The organism is Enterobacter quasimori, assembly GCF_018597345.1.
GTDB classification, from domain to species: domain Bacteria; phylum Pseudomonadota; class Gammaproteobacteria; order Enterobacterales; family Enterobacteriaceae; genus Enterobacter; species Enterobacter mori.
The window spans coordinates 172,862-196,630 of the sequence record NZ_JAHEVU010000002.1 but is presented as its reverse complement, the minus strand read 5'-3'; the positions used below and the strand labels follow the sequence as shown (position 1 = coordinate 196,630).

At 53.8% G+C, this 23,769-nt stretch carries 22 protein-coding genes and 6 tRNA genes; 14 read left to right on the top strand and 14 right to left on the bottom strand.

From position 1 onward, the window contains the following. Positions 1 to 50: 50 nt before the first annotated feature. The gene (gene nupC / locus KK102_RS09360; protein WP_126544319.1) at positions 51 to 1,238 is read left to right on the top strand and encodes a nucleoside permease NupC; all 1,188 of its coding nucleotides are present in this window, start codon (positions 51 to 53) and stop codon (positions 1,236 to 1,238) included. Between the two features lie 45 nt (positions 1,239 to 1,283). On the opposite strand, the gene KK102_RS09355 is transcribed toward nupC, so the two are convergent. The 3 genes from KK102_RS09355 to KK102_RS09345 all read right to left on the bottom strand — a co-directional run bounded on the left by KK102_RS09355 (position 1,284) and on the right by KK102_RS09345 (position 3,878). After that, positions 1,284 to 3,473, bottom strand: coding sequence for an EAL domain-containing protein (locus KK102_RS09355; protein WP_216357439.1), 2,190 nt, complete (start codon positions 3,471 to 3,473; stop codon positions 1,284 to 1,286). 212 nt (positions 3,474 to 3,685) lie between these two features. After that, positions 3,686 to 3,761, bottom strand: a tRNA-Ala gene (locus tag KK102_RS09350). Positions 3,762 to 3,802: 41 nt separating this feature from the next. Then, positions 3,803 to 3,878, bottom strand: a tRNA-Ala gene (locus KK102_RS09345). A 217-nt stretch (positions 3,879 to 4,095) separates the two neighbouring features. On the opposite strand from KK102_RS09345, the gene KK102_RS09340 reads away from it, so the two are divergent. Next, positions 4,096 to 4,458 carry a YfeC-like transcriptional regulator gene (locus KK102_RS09340; RefSeq protein WP_010426183.1) on the top strand — a complete coding sequence of 121 codons (363 nt, stop codon included), beginning with the start codon at positions 4,096 to 4,098 and terminating at the stop codon, positions 4,456 to 4,458. Position 4,459: 1 nt separating this feature from the next. Continuing rightward, positions 4,460 to 4,846, top strand: a complete 387-nt coding sequence (locus KK102_RS09335) for a YfeC-like transcriptional regulator (protein ID WP_089597879.1) — start codon at positions 4,460 to 4,462, stop codon at positions 4,844 to 4,846. Between the two features lie 51 nt (positions 4,847 to 4,897). On the opposite strand, the gene gltX is transcribed toward KK102_RS09335, so the two are convergent. Further along, complete coding sequence (gltX, locus tag KK102_RS09330; protein WP_089597878.1) at positions 4,898 to 6,313, bottom strand: glutamate--tRNA ligase; 1,416 nt, start codon at positions 6,311 to 6,313, stop codon at positions 4,898 to 4,900. Positions 6,314 to 6,571: 258 nt separating this feature from the next. Here gltX and KK102_RS09325 point away from each other — a divergent pair. The 5 genes from KK102_RS09325 to KK102_RS09305 all read left to right on the top strand — a co-directional run bounded on the left by KK102_RS09325 (position 6,572) and on the right by KK102_RS09305 (position 7,583). Beyond that, positions 6,572 to 6,647, top strand: a tRNA-Val gene (locus tag KK102_RS09325). Between the two features lie 42 nt (positions 6,648 to 6,689). Then, positions 6,690 to 6,765: transfer RNA gene (locus tag KK102_RS09320), tRNA-Val, on the top strand. A 29-nt stretch (positions 6,766 to 6,794) separates the two neighbouring features. Then, positions 6,795 to 6,870: transfer RNA gene (locus KK102_RS09315), tRNA-Val, on the top strand. Positions 6,871 to 6,874: 4 nt separating this feature from the next. Further along, positions 6,875 to 6,950: transfer RNA gene (locus tag KK102_RS09310), tRNA-Lys, on the top strand. A 291-nt stretch (positions 6,951 to 7,241) separates the two neighbouring features. Next, positions 7,242 to 7,583 carry a FlxA-like family protein gene (locus KK102_RS09305; RefSeq protein WP_126544317.1) on the top strand — a complete coding sequence of 114 codons (342 nt, stop codon included), beginning with the start codon at positions 7,242 to 7,244 and terminating at the stop codon, positions 7,581 to 7,583. Here KK102_RS09305 and KK102_RS09300 read toward each other — a convergent pair. Beyond that, the gene (locus tag KK102_RS09300) at positions 7,574 to 8,506 is read right to left on the bottom strand and encodes a LysR family transcriptional regulator (protein ID WP_216357438.1); all 933 of its coding nucleotides are present in this window, start codon (positions 8,504 to 8,506) and stop codon (positions 7,574 to 7,576) included. The genes KK102_RS09305 and KK102_RS09300 overlap by 10 nt on opposite strands. 89 nt (positions 8,507 to 8,595) lie before the next feature. On the opposite strand from KK102_RS09300, the gene KK102_RS09295 reads away from it, so the two are divergent. Further along, a complete protein-coding gene (locus tag KK102_RS09295; protein ID WP_010433751.1) occupies positions 8,596 to 9,591 on the top strand; it encodes a bile acid:sodium symporter family protein in 996 nt (331 codons plus the stop codon). Here the strand turns inward: KK102_RS09295 and KK102_RS09290 are convergent. The 3 genes from KK102_RS09290 to zipA form a co-directional block, all read right to left on the bottom strand. Next, positions 9,588 to 9,803 carry a DUF3820 family protein gene (locus KK102_RS09290; protein ID WP_003861328.1) on the bottom strand — a complete coding sequence of 72 codons (216 nt, stop codon included), beginning with the start codon at positions 9,801 to 9,803 and terminating at the stop codon, positions 9,588 to 9,590. The genes KK102_RS09295 and KK102_RS09290 overlap by 4 nt on opposite strands. Position 9,804: 1 nt before the next feature. Then, a complete protein-coding gene (gene ligA, locus KK102_RS09285; RefSeq protein WP_216357437.1) occupies positions 9,805 to 11,820 on the bottom strand; it encodes an NAD-dependent DNA ligase LigA in 2,016 nt (671 codons plus the stop codon). A gap of 69 nt (positions 11,821 to 11,889) precedes the next feature. Further along, entirely contained in the window at positions 11,890 to 12,888 is a 999-nt protein-coding gene (gene zipA, locus KK102_RS09280) for a cell division protein ZipA (protein WP_216357436.1), read from the bottom strand. 230 nt (positions 12,889 to 13,118) lie between these two features. On the opposite strand from zipA, the gene cysZ reads away from it, so the two are divergent. From cysZ to crr, 5 genes are all read left to right on the top strand, one after another. Next, entirely contained in the window at positions 13,119 to 13,880 is a 762-nt protein-coding gene (cysZ, locus tag KK102_RS09275) for a sulfate transporter CysZ (RefSeq protein ID WP_126544313.1), read from the top strand. A gap of 163 nt (positions 13,881 to 14,043) precedes the next feature. After that, positions 14,044 to 15,015, top strand: a complete 972-nt coding sequence (gene cysK, locus KK102_RS09270; protein ID WP_010433759.1) for a cysteine synthase A — start codon at positions 14,044 to 14,046, stop codon at positions 15,013 to 15,015. A gap of 317 nt (positions 15,016 to 15,332) precedes the next feature. Then, entirely contained in the window at positions 15,333 to 15,590 is a 258-nt protein-coding gene (ptsH, locus tag KK102_RS09265; protein WP_000487600.1) for a phosphocarrier protein Hpr, read from the top strand. Positions 15,591 to 15,634: 44 nt separating this feature from the next. Continuing rightward, entirely contained in the window at positions 15,635 to 17,362 is a 1,728-nt protein-coding gene (ptsI, locus tag KK102_RS09260; protein WP_216357435.1) for a phosphoenolpyruvate-protein phosphotransferase PtsI, read from the top strand. A gap of 40 nt (positions 17,363 to 17,402) precedes the next feature. Continuing rightward, the gene (crr, locus tag KK102_RS09255) at positions 17,403 to 17,912 is read left to right on the top strand and encodes a PTS glucose transporter subunit IIA (RefSeq protein WP_003861316.1); all 510 of its coding nucleotides are present in this window, start codon (positions 17,403 to 17,405) and stop codon (positions 17,910 to 17,912) included. A 44-nt stretch (positions 17,913 to 17,956) separates the two neighbouring features. On the opposite strand, the gene pdxK is transcribed toward crr, so the two are convergent. The 6 genes from pdxK to KK102_RS09225 all read right to left on the bottom strand — a co-directional run bounded on the left by pdxK (position 17,957) and on the right by KK102_RS09225 (position 23,633). After that, entirely contained in the window at positions 17,957 to 18,793 is an 837-nt protein-coding gene (pdxK, locus tag KK102_RS09250) for a pyridoxine/pyridoxal/pyridoxamine kinase (RefSeq protein WP_126544311.1), read from the bottom strand. A gap of 5 nt (positions 18,794 to 18,798) precedes the next feature. Further along, on the bottom strand, positions 18,799 to 19,710 hold the full coding sequence (gene cysM / locus KK102_RS09245; RefSeq protein ID WP_126544310.1) for a cysteine synthase CysM: 912 nt from the start codon (positions 19,708 to 19,710) through the stop codon (positions 18,799 to 18,801). 117 nt (positions 19,711 to 19,827) lie between these two features. Then, positions 19,828 to 20,922: a sulfate/thiosulfate ABC transporter ATP-binding protein CysA gene (gene cysA, locus KK102_RS09240; RefSeq protein ID WP_216357434.1), complete on the bottom strand. Its 1,095-nt coding sequence runs from the start codon at positions 20,920 to 20,922 to the stop codon at positions 19,828 to 19,830. Continuing rightward, positions 20,912 to 21,787, bottom strand: a complete 876-nt coding sequence (gene cysW / locus KK102_RS09235) for a sulfate/thiosulfate ABC transporter permease CysW (RefSeq protein WP_216357433.1) — start codon at positions 21,785 to 21,787, stop codon at positions 20,912 to 20,914. Before cysW ends, cysA begins: the two co-directional genes overlap by 11 nt. Beyond that, the gene (gene cysT, locus KK102_RS09230; protein ID WP_089597870.1) at positions 21,787 to 22,620 is read right to left on the bottom strand and encodes a sulfate/thiosulfate ABC transporter permease CysT; all 834 of its coding nucleotides are present in this window, start codon (positions 22,618 to 22,620) and stop codon (positions 21,787 to 21,789) included. Before cysT ends, cysW begins: the two co-directional genes overlap by 1 nt. Continuing rightward, entirely contained in the window at positions 22,620 to 23,633 is a 1,014-nt protein-coding gene (locus KK102_RS09225) for a sulfate ABC transporter substrate-binding protein (RefSeq protein ID WP_216357432.1), read from the bottom strand. The genes cysT and KK102_RS09225 overlap by 1 nt, the downstream gene beginning before the upstream one ends. Between the last annotated feature and the right edge of the window lie 136 nt (positions 23,634 to 23,769).

The following is a 23,769-nucleotide window of genomic DNA, read 5'->3' as shown; positions in this document are numbered from 1 at the left end:
TTACATAGAATGTGCACGAAAATTAAACCTGCCTCATATTTGGAGCAAATATGGACCGCGTCCTTCATTTTGTCCTGGCACTCGTTGTCGTTACTGCACTCGCATTGCTGGTCAGCACAGACCGCAAAAATATTCGTATTCGCTATGTTGTCCAACTGCTGGTCATTGAAGTATTACTTGCGTGGTTCTTCCTGAACTCCAACGTAGGCCTCGGCTTCGTGAAAGGCTTCTCCGAGATGTTCGAAAAACTGCTCGGGTTTGCTAACGAAGGGACTAACTTCGTCTTTGGCAGCATGAACGATCAAGGTCTGGCCTTCTTCTTCCTGAAGGTACTGTGCCCTATCGTCTTCATCTCTGCACTGATTGGTATTCTGCAACACATCCGCGTTCTGCCGGTGGTTATCCGCGCGATTGGCTTCCTGCTGTCCAAGGTGAACGGCATGGGCAAACTGGAATCCTTTAACGCCGTGAGCTCACTGATCCTCGGTCAGTCAGAAAACTTCATCGCGTATAAAGATATTCTGGGCAAAATGTCCCGCAACCGCATGTACACCATGGCGGCAACGGCAATGTCAACCGTATCCATGTCTATCGTGGGTGCGTACATGACCATGCTGGAGCCAAAATACGTGGTGGCGGCGCTGGTGCTGAACATGTTCAGCACCTTTATCGTGCTGTCGCTGATCAACCCTTACCGTGTTGACGCAAGCGAAGAGAACATCCAGATGTCAAACCTGCATGAAGGACAGAGCTTCTTCGAAATGCTGGGTGAATACATTCTGGCGGGCTTCAAAGTCGCCATCATTGTAGCCGCTATGCTGATTGGTTTTATCGCGCTGATCGCCGGCCTGAACGCCCTGTTCGCAGCGGTGCTCGGTATCTCCTTCCAGGGCATTCTGGGCTACATCTTCTATCCAATTGCATGGGTGATGGGTGTTCCGGCTCATGAAGCACTGCAGGTTGGCAGCATCATGGCAACCAAACTGGTTTCTAACGAGTTCGTGGCAATGATGGATCTGCAGAAAATTGCCAGCACGCTCTCTCCACGTGCGGAAGGTATTCTGTCCGTGTTCCTGGTTTCCTTCGCAAACTTCTCTTCCATCGGTATTATCGCCGGTGCGATTAAAGGCCTGAACGAAGAGCAGGGTAACGTGGTTTCTCGCTTCGGCCTGAAGCTGGTATACGGTTCTACGCTGGTGAGCGTACTGTCTGCCTCTATCGCAGCGCTGGTACTCTAACTCACAGAGTGAAAAAAACCGGGAGCATGAAAGCTCCCGGTTTTTTTATGCCCGTAATTCGGCAAGCGGTCTGGGTTTACCTAACAGGTAGCCCTGCAGATAGTCGACGCCAAGGTGCAGCAACATATCCCGCTGCGCCGGAGTTTCAACATATTCCGCTACCACGCAGAGCGATTTTGTTTTCGCCAGATTACAGATCGACTGCACAATCATCGCATCCATGTTGTCGCTGCAGATATCTTTTACGAAACAACCATCAATCTTGATGATGTCGGCCTGGAGGCGCTTCAGACGCTCAAAGTTGGCATAGCCTGTTCCAAAGTCATCAATAGCAATACGGAACCCATGATCCCTCAGCTGCTGGATATTGTTAATGCTACTGCCCGAATTGGAGAAAGCCTGTTCTTCGGTTATCTCGATGACCACGGCCTGCGGCGGGACGTTATAGCGAGCGAAGAGCGCGATAATCTCCGTGGCGACCTCTTTTTGCATTAAGGTCATCGGCATCAAATTGACGGAGAAACGGGTACCGGCATGCGTGGCGGGATTATCCCGCAGCCAGACCAGTAACTTTTCAACAACGTTCAGATCAAAGCGATGGCTCAGGTTAAACTGGGCAATCAGCGGAATAAAGCGATCGGGGGCGATCGTCTCTCCCTCGCTCTCCAGGCGCGAGAGGATTTCGTAATAGCCTTTCCCCTCGGCATTCTGAATCGACTGGGCGTACAGCTGGAGCCCGTCGGCATCAAGCGCACGTTTAATGCGCCCTAACATCAGCACCCTATCGGTGGTTTGCCCGGAGACGTCCTCAATGCTGTTCGTCAGAGCAAGCACATTATGCGCAGCACACGACTGCTCTGCCAGCCAGCTAAGCTGACCAAGCGTATGGTGCAGGTTCTCACCGTCTTCAACCTCCCCCCAGGAAGCCCCAAACTCTATATCCAGCCCAGTGTTGTTCCAGTAAATCTTGCGGCTATTCAGTTGATCAACCATATGCTGCAGACGCTCTGACGTTCCCGGCCCCAGCAATACCAGCACCAGCTCGCTGCCAGGCAACTGGAAAAGCTGCTCATCTTTTTGCAGTAAGGGCTGGAGCGATGCGGTAATCATACGCTTGCAGTGAACCCGCATCAGAATGCCGTAGTGACGGCTCAGAAATTCCAGATTATCCATTCGCAGGCAGCACACCTTGGTATCAGGGTGGATCATGAGAAAGTCATCCAGCGCGCGAATGTTAGGCAACCCGGTCAACGGATCGGTTAACGCCCTGTCCTGCCAGCCCTTCTTCATCCATTCGCTTCGCCGGTAAATCCGCGACATATAAAGCAAACAGATGGCGAAAGAAATGAGTACAGACAGGATAAAGGAGAGCGAGTGCCCCGACTCCACGCCGTTCAGAAAGTTGTCGTTGTAGGTCAGTAGCAGGAGTGCGGATGCCGCCCAAAGCAATGACATGAGCGCGTAGCTTAAACAACTGATGCCCAACGTAAAAAGAATAAAAATTATGGGCACAAGATATCCTGCAATTATAGGTGACTCTAGCGGTGCACATAAAATTGCCATGAGGGCGATCAGAAGCGTCAGCCAGACAAATATCAACAATGCTTTCTTGTGAAAAAACACGGGCTTCACGCTCCGCAGCCAGAAGGTTCTGGCGTAGCGGGGATTAATAATCATTCTTAATGGATAATAGAACATCATGGTGAAAATCAACGCCGCGCAGATCAGGCTTTGAATATCCACAACGCTGTAAATAAGGGTGCCTTCACCGAAGTAAGTGGAGATGGTTACCGGGAAATCGAATAAATAACCAGCCAGATACATTGATATTTTGATACCTATCGGCACCATAAAACCCAGCCAGAAAATACGGATCCCGATGTATTTATTAGGCACGCTGTGGCGCCAGCGCCTGCCCAGCATAAGACGGATAATGCCACATATAGCAAAAACTGAAAAAGTCTGACAAAACAGAAGAACTGCATATTGTAGCGGCGCTAAATCAACTACAAATATATTAGTAATAGTAAAACATAACAGAATGGGAATAATTGCCCGGCGGCCAAACAACAAAATAACGGCCAGCATAACGCTTAATGGTAGCCATGCTAAATAGACGTCATGTCCGTTAACAATAGCGCGCGGGGAGATATAACGGGAAAATGGCACCGCAATCAGGCATAGCGCGAAGGCAATCATAAATATTTTTACGTTATTGTAAGTTTTTCTATTCATTCAGTCAGGGAATCTATTTTACCATCATATCATTGACCGGATGGATAATAGGTTTATTAATTGCTCGAATCAAGTTCAAGTCTATTTATAGACTCGTTTATTGGTTTGAATTGAGGTGAGGTATAGAAAAAGCGTTTTATCGCAACAAAAGCAGTATAAACATTTTACAAAGGCATAAAAAAACCCCCGTCTTTCGACGAGGGTTCAAATTTTGGTGGAGCTAAGCGGGATCGAACCGCTGACCTCTTGCATGCCATGCAAGCGCTCTCCCAGCTGAGCTATAGCCCCACATGTTACTTTACTTACCGCACTCTGTTGGGTTCAGAGTTTGGTGGAGCTAAGCGGGATCGAACCGCTGACCTCCTGCATGCCATGCAGGCGCTCTCCCAGCTGAGCTATAGCCCCGTCGTAAAGCTGTCATGTTGACGGGCGGCATAATATGAATTCCGCCGCTGAGTGTCAACGGCAAAATCAGCCCCCACCTTTCAATCGCTGAAAAATCATGCAAATGAATCACTTTGCGAGCCTGCTCGCAGCCAGGAGTTAAGCCTGTCACGTTTTCTAGTAAAACGGTGCTATAAGATGAACCACTAATTAACCCCACGAACGCTCAGGAAATTGCATGATCAAGGAACGAATGACGCCAGAAGAGTTAGCCGTGCTCACTGGTTATAGCCGTCAGACCATCAATAAATGGGTACGTAAAGAAGGTTGGATTACATCGCCAAAACCAGGCGTTCAGGGTGGTAAGGCGCGTCTGGTGCATGTGAATGAAAAGGTACGGGAGTTTATCCGCAGTGCCCGCAGGGCGTCTGAGACGCCTGAAATGCCAGACAGCGCTGGCTACGAGGGTTCACTTCATACTTTACTTCTGACACTGGCAAATGAAATGACGCCGGATGAGCAAAAGCAGCTGACATCGCTGTTACTGCGGGAAGGGATTACCGGATTGTTGCAACGTTTAGGGATTCGCGACCAGAACTAATATGAAAAGATTACGCAGCAAAATGACCACGGATGAACTGGCTGACTGTCTGGGCGTCGCCAGGCAAACCGTCAACCGCTGGATACGCCAGAAGGGATGGAAAACGGAGGGTGTTAACGGCGTAAAAGGTGGAAGAGCAAGACTGATCCATGTCGATGCGCGAGTGAAGGAACATATTATTAGCCTTCCTGCCATCCGTCACCGGCAGGCGATTTATCAGGTGGCCGAAACGCCCTCTCTTTATGGGATACCGTCATCGTCTACCCTGCTCCCACAGATCATCGACTCGCTGGAGAACATGACGCAGGTTGAACAGGAGCGTCTTCTCGTATTGCTGAAGCGCGAGGGGGTAAAAGGATTTCTCTCACGTCTCGGTATTGCTGAATAGCAGACAAAAAAAACGGCAGGTTCCCCTGCCGTTTGATTCACTGGCGATTGATTACTGCTGGCTTTCACGCTCAGCAATAAAACCCAGTGCCTTATTGATACGCGCCACGCTACGAGACTTACCAATAGCATGAACGGTAACGTCCAGCGCTGGAGACTGGCCTGCACCGGTCACGGCGACGCGCAGCGGCATCCCTACTTTGCCCATACCGACTTCAAGCTCATCTGCGGTTGCCTGAATCGCATGATGCACATTCTCCGCGGTCCATTCCGTGATAGCGGCGATTTTGTCACGCACCACTTCCAGCGGCTGGCGGGCAACCGGACGCAGGTGTTTCTTCGCCGCGTCGGCATCAAACTCATCGAATTCTTCGTAGAAGTAACGGCAGCTTTCGGCGATCTCTTTCAACGTTTTGCAACGCTCACCGAGCAGTTTCACCAGATCGGCCAGTTCAGGCCCGGTACGGGTATCGATATTTGCCTGCTCTATGTGCCACTGCAGATACGTCGCGACATATTCTGGCTGCATGGTGTTGATGTAATGATGGTTCAGCCACAGCAGCTTATCGGTATTGAATGCGCTCGCTGATTTGCTCACAGAGTTCAAAGAGAACAGTTCGATCATCTCTTCGCGGCTGAAGATCTCCTGGTCACCGTGAGCCCAGCCCAGACGCACCAGATAGTTCAGCAGCGCTTCCGGCAGATAACCGTCGTCGCGATACTGCATCACGCTCACCGCACCGTGGCGCTTAGACAGTTTTTTACCGTCGTCACCGTTGATCATGGATACGTGTGCATACACCGGCACGGGCGCATTCAGCGCCTTCAGGATGTTGATTTGACGTGGCGTGTTGTTGATATGGTCTTCACCACGAACAACGTGGGTGATCTCCATATCCCAGTCGTCCACCACCACACAGAAGTTGTAGGTTGGTGAGCCGTCGGTACGGCGAATGATCAGATCGTCCAGCTCCTGGTTGCTGAATTCAATTGGGCCACGGATCTGGTCATCAAAGATAACAGAACCCTCTTGCGGGTTAGCAAAACGCACAACGCACGGCTCATCGGCCGCATGCTCGCTATGGTCGTGGCGGCAACGACCGTCATAACGCGGCTTGTCACCGTTCGCCATCTGCTCTTCACGTAAGGCATCCAGACGCTCTTTGGAGCAATAGCACTTATACGCCGTGCCCGCGACCAGCATTTCATCAATGACCGCGTTATAGCGGTCAAAACGTTTGGTCTGGAAATACGGGCCTTCGTCCCATTCCAGATTCAGCCAGTTCATACCATCCATAATGGCTTCGATTGCTTCCGGCGTGGAGCGCTCAAGATCGGTGTCTTCAATACGCAGCACGAACTCACCTTTGTTGTGGCGTGCAAAAAGCCAGGAATAGAGAGCGGTACGTGCACCACCGACGTGCAGATAGCCTGTCGGGCTCGGCGCGAAGCGAGTTTTGATTTTCATGAAATGGCCTTACGTTATAAAGATGCCGGCAATCGGCAAATCCTGGGGAAAAAACAATGGGCAATATTCTATCACTGTGCGGCGATTCCTCAATGTTGTTCCCTGAATCGGGCCTGAGTTTACTGTTTTTGTTTAGAAATCATGCGACACCGCCCATTTCGCGATCGTTTTGTCTAATTTTACGACGAACGAATAAAAACTTTAGAAAATGCGTTGACTCATTTTCAACTCTCCCTATAATGCGACTCCACACAGCGGGGGTGATTAGCTCAGTTGGTAGAGCATCTCCTTTACACGGAGGGGGTCGGCGGTTCGAGCCCGTCATCACCCACCATCTACTTTAAGTAGACTCGCAGTGCAGATAAGAATTGAGATTGGGCGATTAGCTCAGTTGGTAGAGCATCTCCTTTACACGGAGGGGGTCGGCGGTTCGAGCCCGTCATCGCCCACCATTCTCATCTTATCGCAGCAGTTCCGAAATGGGCGATTAGCTCAGTTGGTAGAGCATCTCCTTTACACGGAGGGGGTCGGCGGTTCGAGCCCGTCATCGCCCACCATTTCGGGTCGTTAGCTCAGTTGGTAGAGCAGTTGACTTTTAATCAATTGGTCGCAGGTTCGAATCCTGCACGACCCACCAATGTAAAAAAGCGCCCTAAAGGCGCTTTTTTGCTATCTGCGATATGGACGATTCGAACCTGCTGCAGGTTCGAGCCGAACGCAGAGAGGCAACGGAGCCGTTTACGGCGACGGCCCAAAGGGTGAGCGAAGCGAGTCATCCTGCACGACCCACCAATGTAAAAAAGCGCCCTAAAGGCGCTTTTTTGCTATCTGCGATTTAATCAATTCGAACCTGCCAGATATGGCAGTTCTGCTCAAGCTAATCCTTTCCTTGCCGATACCTCTGTTTTATGGCGAAAAGGATCTCATTATGACAACCCTCAATGCAGTTTCTCTGTCGGCGATGGAAATCGGCAGCCCTGATAACAGTTCTGGTAGCAATGACATTGCCTCCCAGATCAATCGGCTGATGAAACAGATAACAAAAGCCACTCAGCAACTCAAAGAAGTGGCACTGAGTGATGCAACAACAGAAGAAAAACAAAAGCAGCAGGAGTTACTCGAATCGCAGTTGACTATGCTGCAGGCACAGCTGGCGCAATTGCAGCGTCAGCAGGCAGAGGAAGAGATGCCAAAACAGGAAAACGGTCAGCCAGTGGCGCAAGGCGTCAACAACCCTTCCGCTGAGCACAAGATTGATATCTATATCTGATCGTTAAACAGGGGATCGCGCGTGCGGGCTTCCATTAAGCGCTGAGCCTGCATGCGCACCACGTCCCAGCAGGCGTGAGCCGCCCCTGAGAGAGAACGGTTTTTGCGTCGAACCAGCATCAGCTGGCGTTGAATGCAGGGCGTAAAACGCCTCACCGTTAAGCGACTCCCCTGCGGCAACGGCAGCGCTAGCGCCGGTAGTACGCTTATCCCAATCCCGGCTTCGACCATGGGGAACAGCGTGGCCGGGTGCCCTATCTCCTGCACAATGGTTGCCTTCACACCTTGTGCGACAAGCGCGGCATCAATCAACGGGCGGCTTCCTGAAGCATAATCCTGTAGCACCAGATTTGCCCCTTGCAGCGCCTGCCATGTCACCTGCGGCATTGATGCCAGCGCGTCGTCATCGCGACAAAGTAACAAAAAGGGTTCTGAGAGCACCGCTTCGCATTCCAGGTCGCTTACCGCACCCGGGTCAATAACAATGCCGAAATCCACATCCCCCTGACGGATACTCTCCAGCACCCACTGCTGCGGCCTGTCATGCAAAACAAAATCAATATCCGGATAGCGATGATTACTTTCGGCTATACACTGAGGAATAAGATGCGCGGAGATGGTTTGGCTCGCCGCCACCCTCACCGTGCCGGAAAGCTGTTGTCCGAGCCGCCCCACATCCCTGAGCGTGCTGTTCAGCTCGTCCAGCAGCCTTTCCAGACGCGTCGCCAGCTGCTGCCCCGCTTCGGTAAGCACCACCTCACGCGTCGTTCGGTCGAGCAGCTTCACTCCCGTCTGCGTTTCCAGCTCCTTAACGCTATGACTGACGGCCGACTGGCTCAGGCCGATCATCTCCCCCGCCCGGCTAAAACTGCGAGCCTGCGCCACGGTGACAAAAACACGAAGCTGACGTAATGAATAATTCATCTGTTTAATTCATGAATAGATGCAATAAATCAATTTTATTTCTCAAACGGAAGAAAGCACAATAGCGTCATCTGCTTTCAGGAGTGATTATGAAACTTTTTCGTATCCTTGATCCGTTCACGCTTACTCTGGTCGTTACCGTTTTACTGGCCTCGTTTTTCCCGGCTCGCGGCGGTTTCGTCCCCTTCTTTGAGGGGCTGACCACAGCGGCCATCGCCCTTCTGTTCTTTATGCATGGCGCCAAACTCTCCCGCGAGGCCATCATTGCAGGCGGTGGACACTGGCGACTGCATCTGTGGGTGATGTGCAGCACCTTTATCCTCTTCCCTGTGCTGGGCGTACTGTTTGCCTGGTGGGCTCCGGTAAATGTCGATCCAGCCCTGTATACCGGATTCCTGTATCTGTGCATTCTTCCCGCTACCGTGCAGTCTGCTATCGCCTTTACCTCGCTGGCAGGCGGCAACGTGGCGGCGGCAGTTTGTTCAGCATCCGCTTCCAGCCTGTTAGGGATTTTCGTCTCGCCGCTGCTGGTGGGCCTGCTGATGAACATGCACGGTGCAGAGGGCAACCTGGAGCAGGTCGGAAGAATTTGTCTGCAGTTGCTGCTGCCGTTTGTGCTTGGGCATCTTTCCCGGCCGTGGACCGGCGCGTTTGTGGCGAAGCATAAAAAATGGATTTCAAAAACCGACCAGACGTCGATTCTGCTGGTGGTTTACTCCGCCTTCAGTGAAGCGGTGGTCAACGGCATCTGGCATAAGGTTGGCGCAGGTTCACTGCTGTTTATCGTGGTCGTCAGCATTATTCTGCTGGCGATAGTGATTGCGGTGAATGTGTTTGTGGCGCGCAAATGCGGCTTTAATAAAGCGGATGAAATCACGATTGTCTTCTGCGGCTCGAAAAAGAGCCTGGCGAACGGCATACCGATGGCGAACATTCTGTTCCCAACCTCGGTGATTGGGATGATGGTGCTGCCGCTGATGATTTTCCACCAAATCCAGCTGATGGTCTGCGCGGTGCTGGCGCGTCGCTACAAACGCCAGACCGAAAAGCTGGCGCAGGAAGAGACCCGCGCCGCGAAGGCTTAAGGACGTTTCAGGGGCTGAACCAGCTGGGTCAGCCCCTCGGTTTTGATCAGTAACGTGATAGCCATCAGCTCGCCCAGTCGCCCTGCCGGGAATTCATCCTTGCGGGCAAACCACAACAGATACTCCTCCGGCAAATCGATCAGCCTGCGGCCCTTGTATTTACCGAACGGCATCTCGGTATTGGCGATCTCCACGAGCTGTTCTTTCTCCACGTTACTCTCCTAACAGACGCATCATTTCCGCTTCGTCGATAACCTCAATGCCGAGTTCCTGGGCTTTCGCCAGCTTAGAACCCGCCGCTTCCCCGGCGATCACCAGGTCGGTTTTCTTCGATACGCTGCCCGCCACTTTGGCCCCCAGCGCCACCAGACGCGCTTTAGCGTCGTCGCGGGAAAGCTGGCTCAGGCTACCGGTCAGCACCACGGTTTTACCGGCAAACGGACTGTCGATCTCTTCTGCATTGACCACTACCGGCGCGGGCCATTTGATGCCCTCTTCCAGCAGTTTGCCGATGACCTCACGGTTGCTCTCTTCAGCAAAGAAGTTAAAGACGTGCGTGGCGACGACAATACCGACATCCGGTACTTTTTGCAGCTCGTCGATACTTGCCTTTTCCAGCGCCTCCAGCGTACCAAAGTACGCCGCCAGCCCTGCCGCTGTCGCTTCGCCGACTTCACGAATACCCAGCGCGTACAGGAATCGGGCGAAAGTGGTCTCTTTCGCCGCTTCCAGCGCGTTAACGACATTCTGCGCTGACTTCGGCCCCATGCGATCCAGGCCGGTCAGTTTACCCGCGGTCAGTTTGAACAGATCCGCTGGCGTGTGAACGTACTCTTTCTCAACCAGCTGATCGATAATTTTATCGCCCATGCCGTCGACGTCCATCGCCCGCCGGGAGACGAAATGCTTCAGCGACTCTTTACGCTGCGCGCCACAAATCAGGCCGCCCGTACAGCGCGCCACCGCTTCGCCTTCCACACGCTCAACGTCCGAACCGCACACCGGGCAGTGGGTCGGAAAGACAACCTCACGCGTATCGTCAGGACGCTCTGATTCCACAACGTTAACCACCTGCGGAATAACGTCGCCCGCGCGACGAATTACTACTTTGTCACCAATGCGCAGGCCCAGTCGTTCGATTTCATCGGCGTTATGCAGCGTGGCGTTACTCACCAGCACACCAGCAACATGGACCGGCTCCAGACGCGCAACGGGAGTAATTGCCCCCGTACGGCCGACCTGGAACTCTACGTCACGAACGAAGGTCATCTGCTCCTGAGCAGGGAACTTAAACGCCACCGCCCAGCGCGGCGCGCGCGCCACATAGCCCAGCTGTTCCTGCAGCGCCAGTGAATTGACCTTGATGACAACGCCATCAATATCAAAGCCGAGCGTTGGACGATCCTCTTCCACTTTGTGGTAGAACGCCAGGACCTCCTCCGGAGAGTCGCAGAGCTGAACGCGGTTACTGACCGGCAGACCCCACGCCTTAAACTGCAGCAGACGTCCGAGGTGCGTGTCCGGCAGTTCGCCACCCTCCAGAATACCAACACCGTAGCAGAAGAAAGTAAGCGGTCGCTTCGCGGTGATACGCGGATCAAGCTGGCGCAGAGAGCCTGCCGCCGCATTACGTGGGTTAGCAAACACTTTCCCGCCGGTGCGGCGTGCCTCTTCGTTTATTTTCTCGAAGCCCGCCTGAGGCAGGAACACTTCACCGCGCACTTCCAGACGCGCAGGAATATTCTCGCCGTGCAGCTTGAGCGGGATCGCGCGGATGGTACGCACATTGGTGGTGATGTCTTCGCCCGTGGTACCGTCACCACGCGTCGCCGCACGCACCAGCACGCCATTTTCATAAAGAATGCTGACCGCCAGGCCGTCCAGCTTCAGCTCGCAGCACCAGCTCAGCGAATCACTGCTTTTCAGACGATCCTGGACGCGCTTGTTAAACGCCAGGAAACTTTCTTCATCAAAGACGTTATCCAGGGACAGCATCGGGACTTCGTGGCGTACCTGACTGAAAGCACCCAGCGGTTCCGCACCGACGCGCTGCGTCGGGGAGTCCGGCGTGATGAGTTCCGGATGCTGCGCCTCCAGTTCGCGCAGCTCGCGCATCAGGCGGTCGTACTCCGCATCCGGTACTTCCGGCGCGTCCATAACATGATAGAGGTATTCATGATGGCGAAGCGTGGTTCGCAGTTCAGTGAGTTGTTGTTCGATTGAGTCCATATCGCACCATCAATGAGAAAAAACCCCCGACAGGCGGGGGTTGAGGAGGAGTCGAAGTCATCGCGGCGATTACGCGTTGGCTTCCTTAACTTCGCGGATGCGGTCCTGATACTCGCGCAATTTCTGCGGGGTCATCATTCGACGCTGATCGTCGAGCACGACACCACCCACTTCGTCGGCAATGTGCTGAGCGGACTGCAGCATCAGCTTGAAGTTTTGCAGCTCGTCACCGTAGGACGGAACCTGCATAAAGATCGTCACACCCGGCGTCACGAAATCACCGGTCATTTCCGGGTCAAAGGTACCTGGATTGACCATATTTGCCAGACTGAACAGCGCCGGGCCGCTCCCGTCAGGGCTCAGGTGACGATGGAAAATATTCATGTCGCCAAATTTGAAACCTGCCTGCTCAATGCTGTTGAGCAGCACGTCACCATTGAGGTGGCTACCATGATGAGCGGCAACGTTCATGATGATTACCGCTTCTTTGCGCTGCGGTTTTTCGACAACCGGCTCCGGCTCTACAACGGGCTCTGGCTCAACGTGTGGCGCGGGCGCTGGCTGAGGCGCTGGCTGCGCGTGGACAGGCTGTTGTTGCGGTTGCTGAATCGGCTGCACTGGCTTCTGTACAGGCTGTTGAGGCACGGGTTGTTGCACAGGCTGTTGAGGCACAGGTTGCGGCGCAGCGGGCTGCTGATGAACCGGCTGTTGCGGCGGCTGACGCACCGGCTCTTCCACAGGCTGTGGCGCTGACTGGCGCGGCTGTGCGGAAGCATACGGCGGTTGATACTGGTGCTGCGAAGGACGAGGCGCTTCTTGCTCCCCATGTCCTGCGCCGGGCGCAGTATTGACCCGATGAACACGAACTTCACCCACGCCGTCGTCGTCGCTACCGTCGATGTCGTCTTCAACGTCATCGTCATCACGACTGGACTTCATGCGCTTCAGTGGGCGATCGCGAAACATAGAAGAACGCTCTTTACGGCTGGTCCAGAAACCATGTACCAGTAAAGCGATTATGGCGATCGCGCCAACAATGATTAATATCAGACGCAAATCCTGCATCATTATATTCTCTGTTGTTCTAACACCTTGCCACCACGGCAAACATTTACTCACTAAGAGTATTTGCCGTTTAACTCAAGTGCAAGTGTATGCAGAGCATTCACAGCATAAAGATGCGCTAAAACGTGCTTTTTGCTGTTTTTTCGAACATTTCCGAACTGGTCATTGGTCCGTAACTGGATAATATAGGCGGGCAATTCCACTGGTTGTGTAAAAAGGAGTACAGCCTGGTTATGGTTTCAACATCTTCTTCTCCCCCGCGCAGCGGCGTCTGGTATTTTTCTCAGGGCTGGAAACTGGTCTCCCTGCCGGGTATTCGACGCTTCGTCATTCTCCCACTGTTGATCAACATTATTCTGATGGGCGGCGCGTTCTGGTGGCTGTTCACAAAGCTGGAGAGCTGGATCCCGTCGCTGATGAGCCATGTGCCGGACTGGCTGCAGTGGCTGAACTACCTTCTCTGGCCGGTGGCGGTGATCTCCGTGCTGCTGGTGTTTGGCTATTTCTTCTCAACGATTGCGAACTGGATAGCCGCACCGTTTAACGGCCTGCTGGCGGAACAGCTTGAGGCACGACTCACCGGCGCGACGCCGCCGGACACGGGCATATGGGGGATCATGAAAGATCTCCCGCGCATTATGAAACGCGAATGGCAGAAGTTTGCCTGGTATCTGCCTCGCGCGATTGTGCTGCTTATTCTCTATTTTGTGCCCGGTATCGGCCAGACGGTGGCACCGGTGCTGTGGTTCCTGTTCAGCGCCTGGATGCTGGCCATTCAATATTGCGACTACCCGTTCGATAACCACAAGGTGCCGTTTAAAGAGATGCGCACCGCCCTGCGCAGCCAGAAGGTTGCCAATATGCAGTTTGGCGCGTTGACCAGCCTGTTCACCATGATCCCGTTCCTGAATCTGTTCATCATGCCCGTCGCCGTCTGCGGCGCGACGGCGATGTGGGTGGACTGCTACCGTGCTAAGCACGCGTTATGGAAATAATGCAAAAATGTGTAAAGCAGGGGTGGCTTATGCCGCCCCTTATTCCATACTGATCCCCATTATTTCCTTGCAGTATATAGATATGCGAATTCCTTACTTCCCCCTACCTGTTCAACAGGTATGCTGGGTCGGTATCCCAATTTCATACAGTTAAGGACAGGCCATGAGTAAGATTTATGAAGACAACTCGCTGACTATCGGTCACACGCCCCTGGTTCGACTGAACCGTATCGGTAATGGACGCATTCTGGCGAAGGTCGAATCACGTAACCCAAGCTTCAGCGTAAAATGCCGCATCGGTGCAAACATGATTTGGGATGCGGAAAAACGTGGCGTACTGAAGCCAGGCGTAGAGCTGGTTGAGCCGACCAGCGGCAACACCGGTATCGCTCTGGCCTATGTCGCCGCGGCGCGTGGCTATAAGCTGACGCTTACCATGCCTGAAACCATGAGTATTGAACGTCGCAAGCTGCTGAAAGCGCTGGGTGCAAACCTGGTTCTGACCGAAGGCGCGAAAGGCATGAAAGGTGCCATTCAGAAGGCCGAAGAAATTGTGGCCAGCGATCCGGCAAAATATCTGCTGCTGCAGCAGTTCAGCAACCCGGCAAACCCGGAAATCCATGAGAAAACCACCGGCCCGGAAATCTGGGAAGATACGGACGGCCAGGTTGACGTGTTTATCTCTGGCGTCGGTACCGGCGGTACGCTAACCGGCGTGTCCCGCTATATTAAAGGCACGAAAGGTAAAAAAGACCTGATTACCGTAGCCGTCGAACCGACTGACTCACCGGTTATCACTCAGGCTCTGGCAGGTGAGGAGCTGAAACCGGGCCCGCACAAAATTCAGGGTATCGGCGCAGGCTTCATTCCAGGTAACCTGGATCTGAAGCTGATTGATAAAGTCGTGACCATTACCAACGAAGAAGCGATCTCAACCGCACGTCGTCTGATGGACGAAGAAGGCATTCTGGCGGGGATCTCTTCCGGTGCTGCCGTGGCGGCCGCACTCAAACTTCAGGAAGATGAGACCTTTACCAATAAGAATATTGTGGTTATCCTTCCATCTTCGGGTGAGCGTTACTTGAGCACTGCACTGTTTGCCGATCTCTTCACTGAGAAAGAACTGCAACAGTGATGCCAGCATGTTAAAAACGCGTAAAAAAGCACCTTTCCAGGTGCTTTTTTGTGGCCTGCTTCAAAGTTTTACCCCTCCTGGCATTGCTTCACCCCGTTGTGTCTGGTATTTAAACCAGCAATTATTTTGAAGCGTGAAATTAATCAGTGAACGAAATAGCCTTGCTGAATCGATTTTATGATTTGGTTCAAGTCTTGCTTTCGCTGCATAATGTTTAATGACGATTGAAACGTCAGCGCTAACAATACAGGCTAAAGTTAAGCCGCCAGGCTAGACTTTAGTTCCACAACACTAAACCTATAAGTTGGGGAAATACAATGTTCCAGCAAGAAGTTACCATTACCGCTCCGAACGGTCTGCACACCCGCCCTGCTGCTCAGTTTGTTAAAGAAGCGAAAGGCTTCACTTCTGAAATCACTGTAACTTCCAACGGCAAAAGCGCTAGCGCAAAAAGCCTGTTCAAACTGCAGACTCTGGGCCTGACTCAGGGCACCGTTGTCACCATCTCTGCGGAAGGTGAAGACGAGCAGAAAGCAGTTGAGCATCTGGTTAAACTGATGGCTGAGCTCGAGTAAGTTTACGGGTTCTTTTCAATATCAGTCACAAGTAAGGTAGGGTTATGATTTCAGGCATTTTAGCATCCCCGGGTATCGCTTTCGGCAAAGCACTGCTGCTGAAAGAAGACGAAATCGTCATTGACCGGAAAAAAATTTCTGCCGACAAGGTTGATCAGGAAGTTGAACGTTTTCTGAGCGGTCGTGCCAAGGCATCTGCGCAACTGGAAGCGATCAAAACTAAAGCTGGCGAAACTTTCGGTGAAGAAAAAGAAGCCATCTTCGAAGGGCACATCATGCTGCTCGAAGATGAGGAGCTGGAGCAGGAAATCATAGCCCTGATTAAAGATAAAGGCATGACGGCCGACGCGGCTGCGCATGAAGTTATCGAAGGTCAGGCAACTGCCCTGGAAGAACTGGATGATGAATACCTGAAAGAGCGTGCGGCTGACGTACGTGACATCGGTAAGCGCCTGCTGCGCAACATCCTGGGTCTGGCCATTATCGATCTGAGCGCGATTCAGGACGAAGTTATCCTGGTTGCCGCCGATCTGACCCCGTCAGAAACCGCACAGCTGAACCTGAAAAAGGTGCTGGGTTTCATCACTGATGCAGGTGGCCGTACCTCCCACACCTCTATCATGGCGCGTTCTCTGGAACTGCCTGCCATCGTGGGTACCGGTAGCGTCACTGCTCAGGTGAAAAACGACGACTATCTGATTCTGGATGCCGTAAACAACCAGGTTTACGTCAACCCAACTAACGAAGAGATCGAGCAGCTGCGCGCCGTTCAGGAGCAGGTTGCAACCGAGAAAGCGGAACTCGCTAAACTGAAAGACCTGCCAGCCATTACGCTGGACGGCCATCAGGTTGAAGTGTGCGCGAACATCGGTACCGTACGCGACGTTGAAGGCGCTGAGCGCAACGGTGCGGAAGGTGTCGGTCTCTATCGTACTGAATTCCTGTTCATGGACCGTGACGCGCTGCCAACGGAAGAAGAGCAGTTCGCTGCGTACAAAGCCGTGGCTGAAGCCTGTGGCTCTCAGGCGGTCATCGTCCGTACTATGGACATCGGTGGCGACAAAGAGCTGCCGTACATGAACTTCCCGAAAGAAGAGAACCCGTTCCTGGGCTGGCGTGCCGTGCGTATCGCCATGGATCGTAAAGAGATCCTGCGCGACCAGGTTCGCGCCATCCTGCGTGCCTCTGCTTTCGGTAAACTGCGCATCATGTTCCCGATGATCATCTCTGTTGAAGAAGTGCGTGCACTGAAGAAAGAGATCGAAATCTACAAACAGGAACTGCGTGACGAAGGTAAAGCGTTTGACGAGTCGATCGAGATCGGCGTGATGGTGGAAACACCTGCAGCGGCGACCATTGCGCGTCATTTAGCCAAAGAAGTTGATTTCTTTAGTATCGGCACCAATGATTTAACGCAGTACACCCTGGCAGTTGACCGTGGTAATGATATGATTTCACATCTCTACCAGCCAATGTCACCGTCCGTACTGACGCTTATTAAGCAAGTAATTGATGCTTCTCATGCAGAAGGTAAATGGACTGGCATGTGTGGTGAGCTTGCAGGCGACGAACGTGCTACACTTCTGTTGCTGGGTATGGGTCTGGACGAATTCTCTATGAGCGCCATTTCCATCCCGCGCATTAAGAAGATTATTCGTAACACGAACTTCGAAGATGCGAAGGTGTTAGCAGAGCAAGCTCTTGCTCAACCGACAACGGACGAGTTAATGACGCTGGTTAACAAGTTCATTGAAGAAAAAACAATCTGCTAATCCACGAGATGCGGCCCAATTTACTGCTTAGGAGAAGATCATGGGTTTGTTCGATAAACTGAAATCTCTGGTTTCTGATGATAAGAAAGACTCCGGAACTATTGAGATTGTTGCTCCGCTCTCCGGCGAGATCGTCAACATCGAAGACGTGCCGGATGTAGTGTTTGCTGAGAAAATCGTTGGTGATGGCATTGCTATCAAACCAACTGGCAACAAAATGGTTGCTCCAGTTGACGGCACCATCGGTAAAATTTTTGAAACCAACCATGCGTTCTCTATCGAATCTGATAGCGGTATCGAGCTGTTCGTTCACTTCGGTATCGACACCGTTGAACTGAAAGGCGAAGGCTTCAAGCGTATCGCGGAAGAAGGCCAGCGTGTGAAAGTTGGCGACCCGGTGATTGAATTCGATCTGCCACTGCTGGAAGAAAAAGCGAAGTCTACCCTGACTCCGGTTGTTATCTCCAACATGGACGAAATCAAAGAACTGATCAAACTGTCCGGCAGCGTTACCGTGGGCGAAACCCCGGTTATCCGCATCAAGAAGTAATTCTTGCCGCACAAAGAAATGGCGCCTTAGGGCGCCATTTTTGTTTATGCGGGGAGAATAAGCTCGTCGTAGCCTTTCGACTGGGTATAAACCATCACGTCCGTCACCCGATCCCCTGCTTTGCGAATCGCCTCAGCAATGGTTTTGCCTTCGACAATTCCGCTGACCAGCTCCGAACAGAACAGATCGCCCGTCCCTTTCAGATCGGTTTCGACACGAGGGTGCGCGCTCACGGTCACGCTTTCTTTACTCACCAGCACCACGTGGATATTTTCCGGGTCATCGGCCACCGGCGCACTGGTGATCGCAACCCATTTCAACGTATCTGAGAGCAACCCCTGCGCGGCGACAATCGCGCTTTCAGGAGTACGGCACGGCTTGCCGCTTAACACTTCCAGCTCAAAGACGTTCGGCGTAATCCCCTGCGCCAGCGGCAGCAGATGCTCGCGATACGCTTCAGGGATATCCGGTTTCACGTACATCCCGCTGTCGATATCGCCGATAACCGGGTCGACCAGTACCAGCAGATCGGGATGCTGCACTTTGATGGTCTTGAGCCACTGGGCCAACAGTTTTATCTGGCTGGCACTGCCCATATAGCCAGTGGTGACCGCCTTAAGCTCGCGCAGGATTTCGCGCTCGTTCAGGGCCTTAAGATAGCCGTTGAACCACTCGTCAGGGATCACCCCGCCGTAGAAGGTGTCGTAGTGCGGCGTGTTGCTGAACAGCACCGTCGGCACGGCAGTCACGTTCAGCCGATGGGTACGAATATTCGGCACAGCGATACTGTTGCCCACGCTGCCGTAAACCACCTGCGACTGCACCGCAACAATATCGGTTTGCTGCGCCCGGGTTTTATCCCGGAATAAAATCATCTCCATGGCGCTTAAATCCCCGCCCCCTGCGAATAACTCTCTTCACCAAAGACGCCGGTAGAGAGGTAACGATCGCCGCGATCGCAAATAATCGCCACCACGACGGCACCCGGGTTTGCCTTTGCTACCCGAATCGCGCCCGCTACCGCGCCGCCCGAGCTGACGCCGCAGAAGATGCCTTCGCGCACGGCCAGCTCACGCATGGTATTTTCCGCCTCGCGCTGGTGAAGATCCAGCACCTGGTCCACAAGCTGAGCATTAAAGATGCCCGGCATATATTCCGCAGGCCAGCGGCGGATACCCGGAATGCTGCTCCCCTCTTCTGGCTGCAGGCCAACTATGGTGACGGCTTTCTCCTGCTCGCGCAGAAAACGCGACACCCCGGTAATGGTGCCGGTGGTGCCCATGCTGGAGACAAAGTGGGTGATTCGCCCCTCGGTTTGCTGCCAGATTTCCGGGCCGGTGGTAGTGTAGTGCGCGTACGGGTTGTCCGGATTGTTGAACTGATCGAGCAGTTTACCTTCCCCTCGCTCGGCCATTTCTAACGCCAGGTCGCGCGCGCCTTCCATTCCCTGCTCTTTGGTCACCAGAATCAGCTCGGCCCCGTAGGCACGCATCGCGGCACGGCGTTCCTGGCTCATGTTGTCCGGCATCAGCAGCTTCATGCGGTAGCCTTTCAGCGCGGCGATCATCGCCAGCGCGATACCGGTGTTGCCGCTGGTGGCCTCGATCAGCACGTCGCCCGGCTTAATTTCACCGCGCTTTTCGGCCTGAACAATCATCGACAGTGCGGCACGGTCTTTCACCGACCCCGCTGGGTTATTGCCTTCGAGTTTGACCCAGATTTCGCTACCGTTGTCTGGCCCCATGCGCTGAAGCTTGACCAGAGGCGTGTTGCCGATGGTGTTTTCGAGTGTATTCACGTTTTTTACTCAATAAAAAAGCCGGGGGCGCGCAGCGATCCCGGCCTACAAGACGCAGTGATAACTGTAGGCCCGGTAAGCGCAGCGCCACCGGGCGATAAACATCCTAATAACCTATCAGGCTGTCTCTGCCAGAGCAATATCCTCGCGCGTCTCGATGCGCTCCTTCCCGTGATAAATACGCGCATGCTGCAGCCCAACAAACAGGCGCTCCCCCCGGTGCGGCGGCTCTTCGTCGCGCATCACCACGGTCAGCGGCTCGGTATACCAGCCCAGCGGCTGTACGACCAATTGGGTGTAGTGACCTTTAGGGCTCGCTTCCAGCACCTGTACCGGCAGCGGCGAATCCAGGCTGGTGCGGCGGCTGACGTCCACTTCCCACGGACGCAGGAACAGATCGACCGGCCCCTGATGCGCGGAGGTATAGCCCAGCGGCCAGCGGTGCGCGCCGACGTGGAACTGACCGCCGCGAATGGCGCCCTGCAGACGGTTCACTTCGCCCATAAACTCCAGAACAAAACGCGTCGCCGGTTCACGCCAGAGCTGCTCCGGCTCGTCAACCTGCTCAATGTTGCCCTGGCTCATGACCACCACGCGATCCGCGACTTCCATCGCCTCTTCCTGATCGTGGGTCACAAACACGCTGGTAAACTTCAGCTCTTCGTGGAGCTGACGCAGCCAGCGGCGCAGCTCTTTACGCACCTGCGCGTCCAGCGCGCCGAAGGGTTCATCCAGCAGCAGAATTTGCGGCTCAACGGCTAACGCGCGCGCCAGCGCCACGCGCTGTTTCTGCCCGCCGGAAAGCTGGGCCGGGAAACGGTCTGCCAGATGCGCAAGCTGCACCATCTCCAGCAGTTTGGTCACTTTCGCTTTGATAGCTGCCGCATTTGGACGCTCGCGACGCGGCAGCACGGTGAGGCCAAACGCGATGTTGTCAAACACGGTCATGTGGCGGAACAGCGCGTAGTGCTGGAAAACAAAGCCCACTTTACGGTCGCGGGCGTGCAGACGGCTCACGTCGGTACCGTGAAAGCGGATCTGCCCGCTGGTCTGATGCTCAAGCCCGGCGATAATACGCAGCAACGTGGTTTTACCGGAACCTGACGGCCCCAGCAGCGCGACCATTTGTCCGGAAGGGATATCCAGCGAGATATCATTCAGCACCTGGGTGCGACCAAAAGACTTCTTAATATTGGCAATCTCAATGCTCATGATTTCCCTCCTGATGCTGACGTTTTTCCTGATTCTCTAAACGCCACTGCACCACACTCTTCAAAAACAGGGTCAAAATCGCCATCAGCGTCAGCAACGCTGCGGCAGTGAAGGAGCCGATGGTGTTGTAGTCCTGCTGCAGCAGTTCAATCTGTAGCGGCAGCGACAGCGTTTCACCACGGATGGAACCGGATACAACAGAAACAGCCCCGAACTCCCCAATCGCGCGGGCGTTGGTCAGTACCACGCCGTAAAGCAGCGCCCAGCGAATGTTCGGCAGCGTCACGCGGCGAAACATCTGCCAGCCGGAAGCGCCCAGCAGCACCGCGGCTTCGTCTTCGTTGCTCCCCTGGCTTAGCATCACCGGCACCAGTTCACGCACCACAAACGGACAGGTCACAAAGATGGTCACCAGCACCATGCCCGGCCAGGCGAACATGATCTGCAGGTTGTGCTCATCCAGCCAGCCGCCCAGCGGGCCATTAGAGCCGTAAAAGAGCAGGTAAACCAGACCGGCAACAACAGGCGACACGGCAAATGGAATATCCAGCAGGGTCAGCAGCATCTGACGTCCCGGGAAGTTGAAGCGCGTCACCAGCCAGGCCAACAGCGTACCGAACACCAGGTTAACCGGGACGGTTATCAACGCAATCAGCACGGTCAGCCAGATGGCGTGCAGCATATCCGGGTCCGCCAGATTTTCCAGCGCGGGCATAATCCCTTTACTGAATGCCTGGACAAAGATATAGACCGTTGGCACAACGAGAATAAGCGCGGATACCAGCACGCCCGTCCCAATCAGAAACCATTTTGCCCAGTTGATGCGGGGCGCATCGTAACGCTTCAATTGAGTAACTTCCGCCATCAGTGACCTACCACACGTCGACCAAAGCGACTTTGCAGTGTGTTAATCGAGTACAGCAGCAGCAGCGACGCGGCGAGGATCACCGAAGCAATCGCGCTCGCAGCCGGATAATCAAACTCCTGCAAACGCACAAAAATCATCAGCGAGGTCACTTCCGTTTTCCAGGCGATGTTCCCGGCGATGAAGATCACCGCACCAAACTCGCCGAGGCTGCGGGTGAAGGAGAGCGCCACGCCCGCCAGCAGCGCCGGAGAAAGCTCTGGCAGCACAACCTTGCGGAAACTCTGCCAGCGCGTCGCCCCCAGCGTTTCCGCCGCTTCTTCATATTCCGGGCCTAAATCTTCCAGCACTGGCTGTACGGTTCGCACCACAAACGGAATGCTGGTGAAGGCCATCGCTACCGCGATACCGAGCCAGGTATAGGTCACTTTGATATCAAACTTCGCCAGCCACTCGCCGTAAAAACCGTTCACCGAGAACAGCGAAGCCAGCGTTAAGCCCGCCACCGCCGTCGGCAGTGCAAACGGCAGATCCATCAACGCATCAAGCAGCGTGCGACCCGGGAAACGGTAGCGGGTTAAGATCCACGCCATCAGCAGGCCGAACAGGCCGTTAAAAATCGACGCCACAAACGCCGACAGCAGCGTCACCTTATAGGCTGCCACCACCTGCGGGTTGGTGATTACCTCCCAGTACTGGGCCCAACTCATATCAGAGAGCTGCACCACCAGCGCGCTCAGCGGTAACAACAAAATCAGGCAGACGTACAGCAGGCTGGTTCCGAGGCTTAAGGTAAAGCCCGGCAGCACGCGTTTTGTCGATACTGCAAACATTACTTACGCCCCGCCGCCAGCAATTTATCTAACTCACCGCCGCTGACAAAATGCGTTTTCATCACTTCAGGCCATGAGCCGAAGTGGTCTTCCACGCGGAACAAATCGGTCTGCGGGAATTTATCTTTCAGCTTGTTCATCACGTCCGGGTTATTCACGCGGTAGTAGTAGTCGGTAATGATGGTCTGCGCCTGCGGGCTGTACAGGTAGTTGAGATAGGCTTTTGCCGCTTTCTCGGTACCGTTTGCCTGCACGTTTTTATCCACCCAGGCCACCGGGAACTCGGCCAGAATGTTGGTTTTCGGGATAACCACTTCGAAGCCCTGCGCGTCGTACTGTTTACGGATATTGTTGACTTCGGACTCAAAGCTGATCAGGACATCGCCAAGACCGCGCTCTGCGAAGGTTGTGGTCGCGCCGCGGCCGCCGGTATCAAACACTTCGACGTTTTTCAGGAACTGGGTCATGAACTGCTCGGTCTTCGCTTTATCGTTACCGTCAGCTTTATCCGCCGCGCCCCATGCCGCCAGATAGGTATAACGCGCGTTGCCGGAGGTTTTTGGGTTCGGGAAAATCAGTTTTACGTCGGAACGCACCAGGTCGTTCCAGTCGTGGATGTTCTTCGGGTTGCCCTTGCGCACCAGGAAGCCCATGGTGGAATAGAACGGCGAGCTGTTGTTTGGCAGGCGGCTCTGCCAGTTCGCCGGGAGCAGCTTGCCTTTATCGTGCAGGATCTGCACGTCAGTCACCTGGTTATAGGTCACCACATCGGCCTTCAGTCCCTGCAGGATGGCCAGCGCCTGTTTGGATGAACCGGCATGGGACTGCTTGATGGTCAGCTTGTCGCCGTTATTGTCTTTTGCCCACTGCTGTTCAAACGGTGGGTTAAGGGCGGCAAACAGCTCGCGGGAGACATCATACGAACTGTTAAGCAGCTCGGTTGCCTGCGCCTGCGCCACCAGCAGTAAACCTGCCAGTGCCAGCGATCCTTTTTTTAGTACAGTAACGGCCATTGCGCACCCTTATAAATGTGATGACTATCTTATAGTCATAATATTTATAACGAGGTCGAAAGGAGTAACGGTTTTATATACCGTTTGGTGATTTAGAAGCAGAAAAGGGAATAAGGGTGCGGGGAAAATTGCCGGG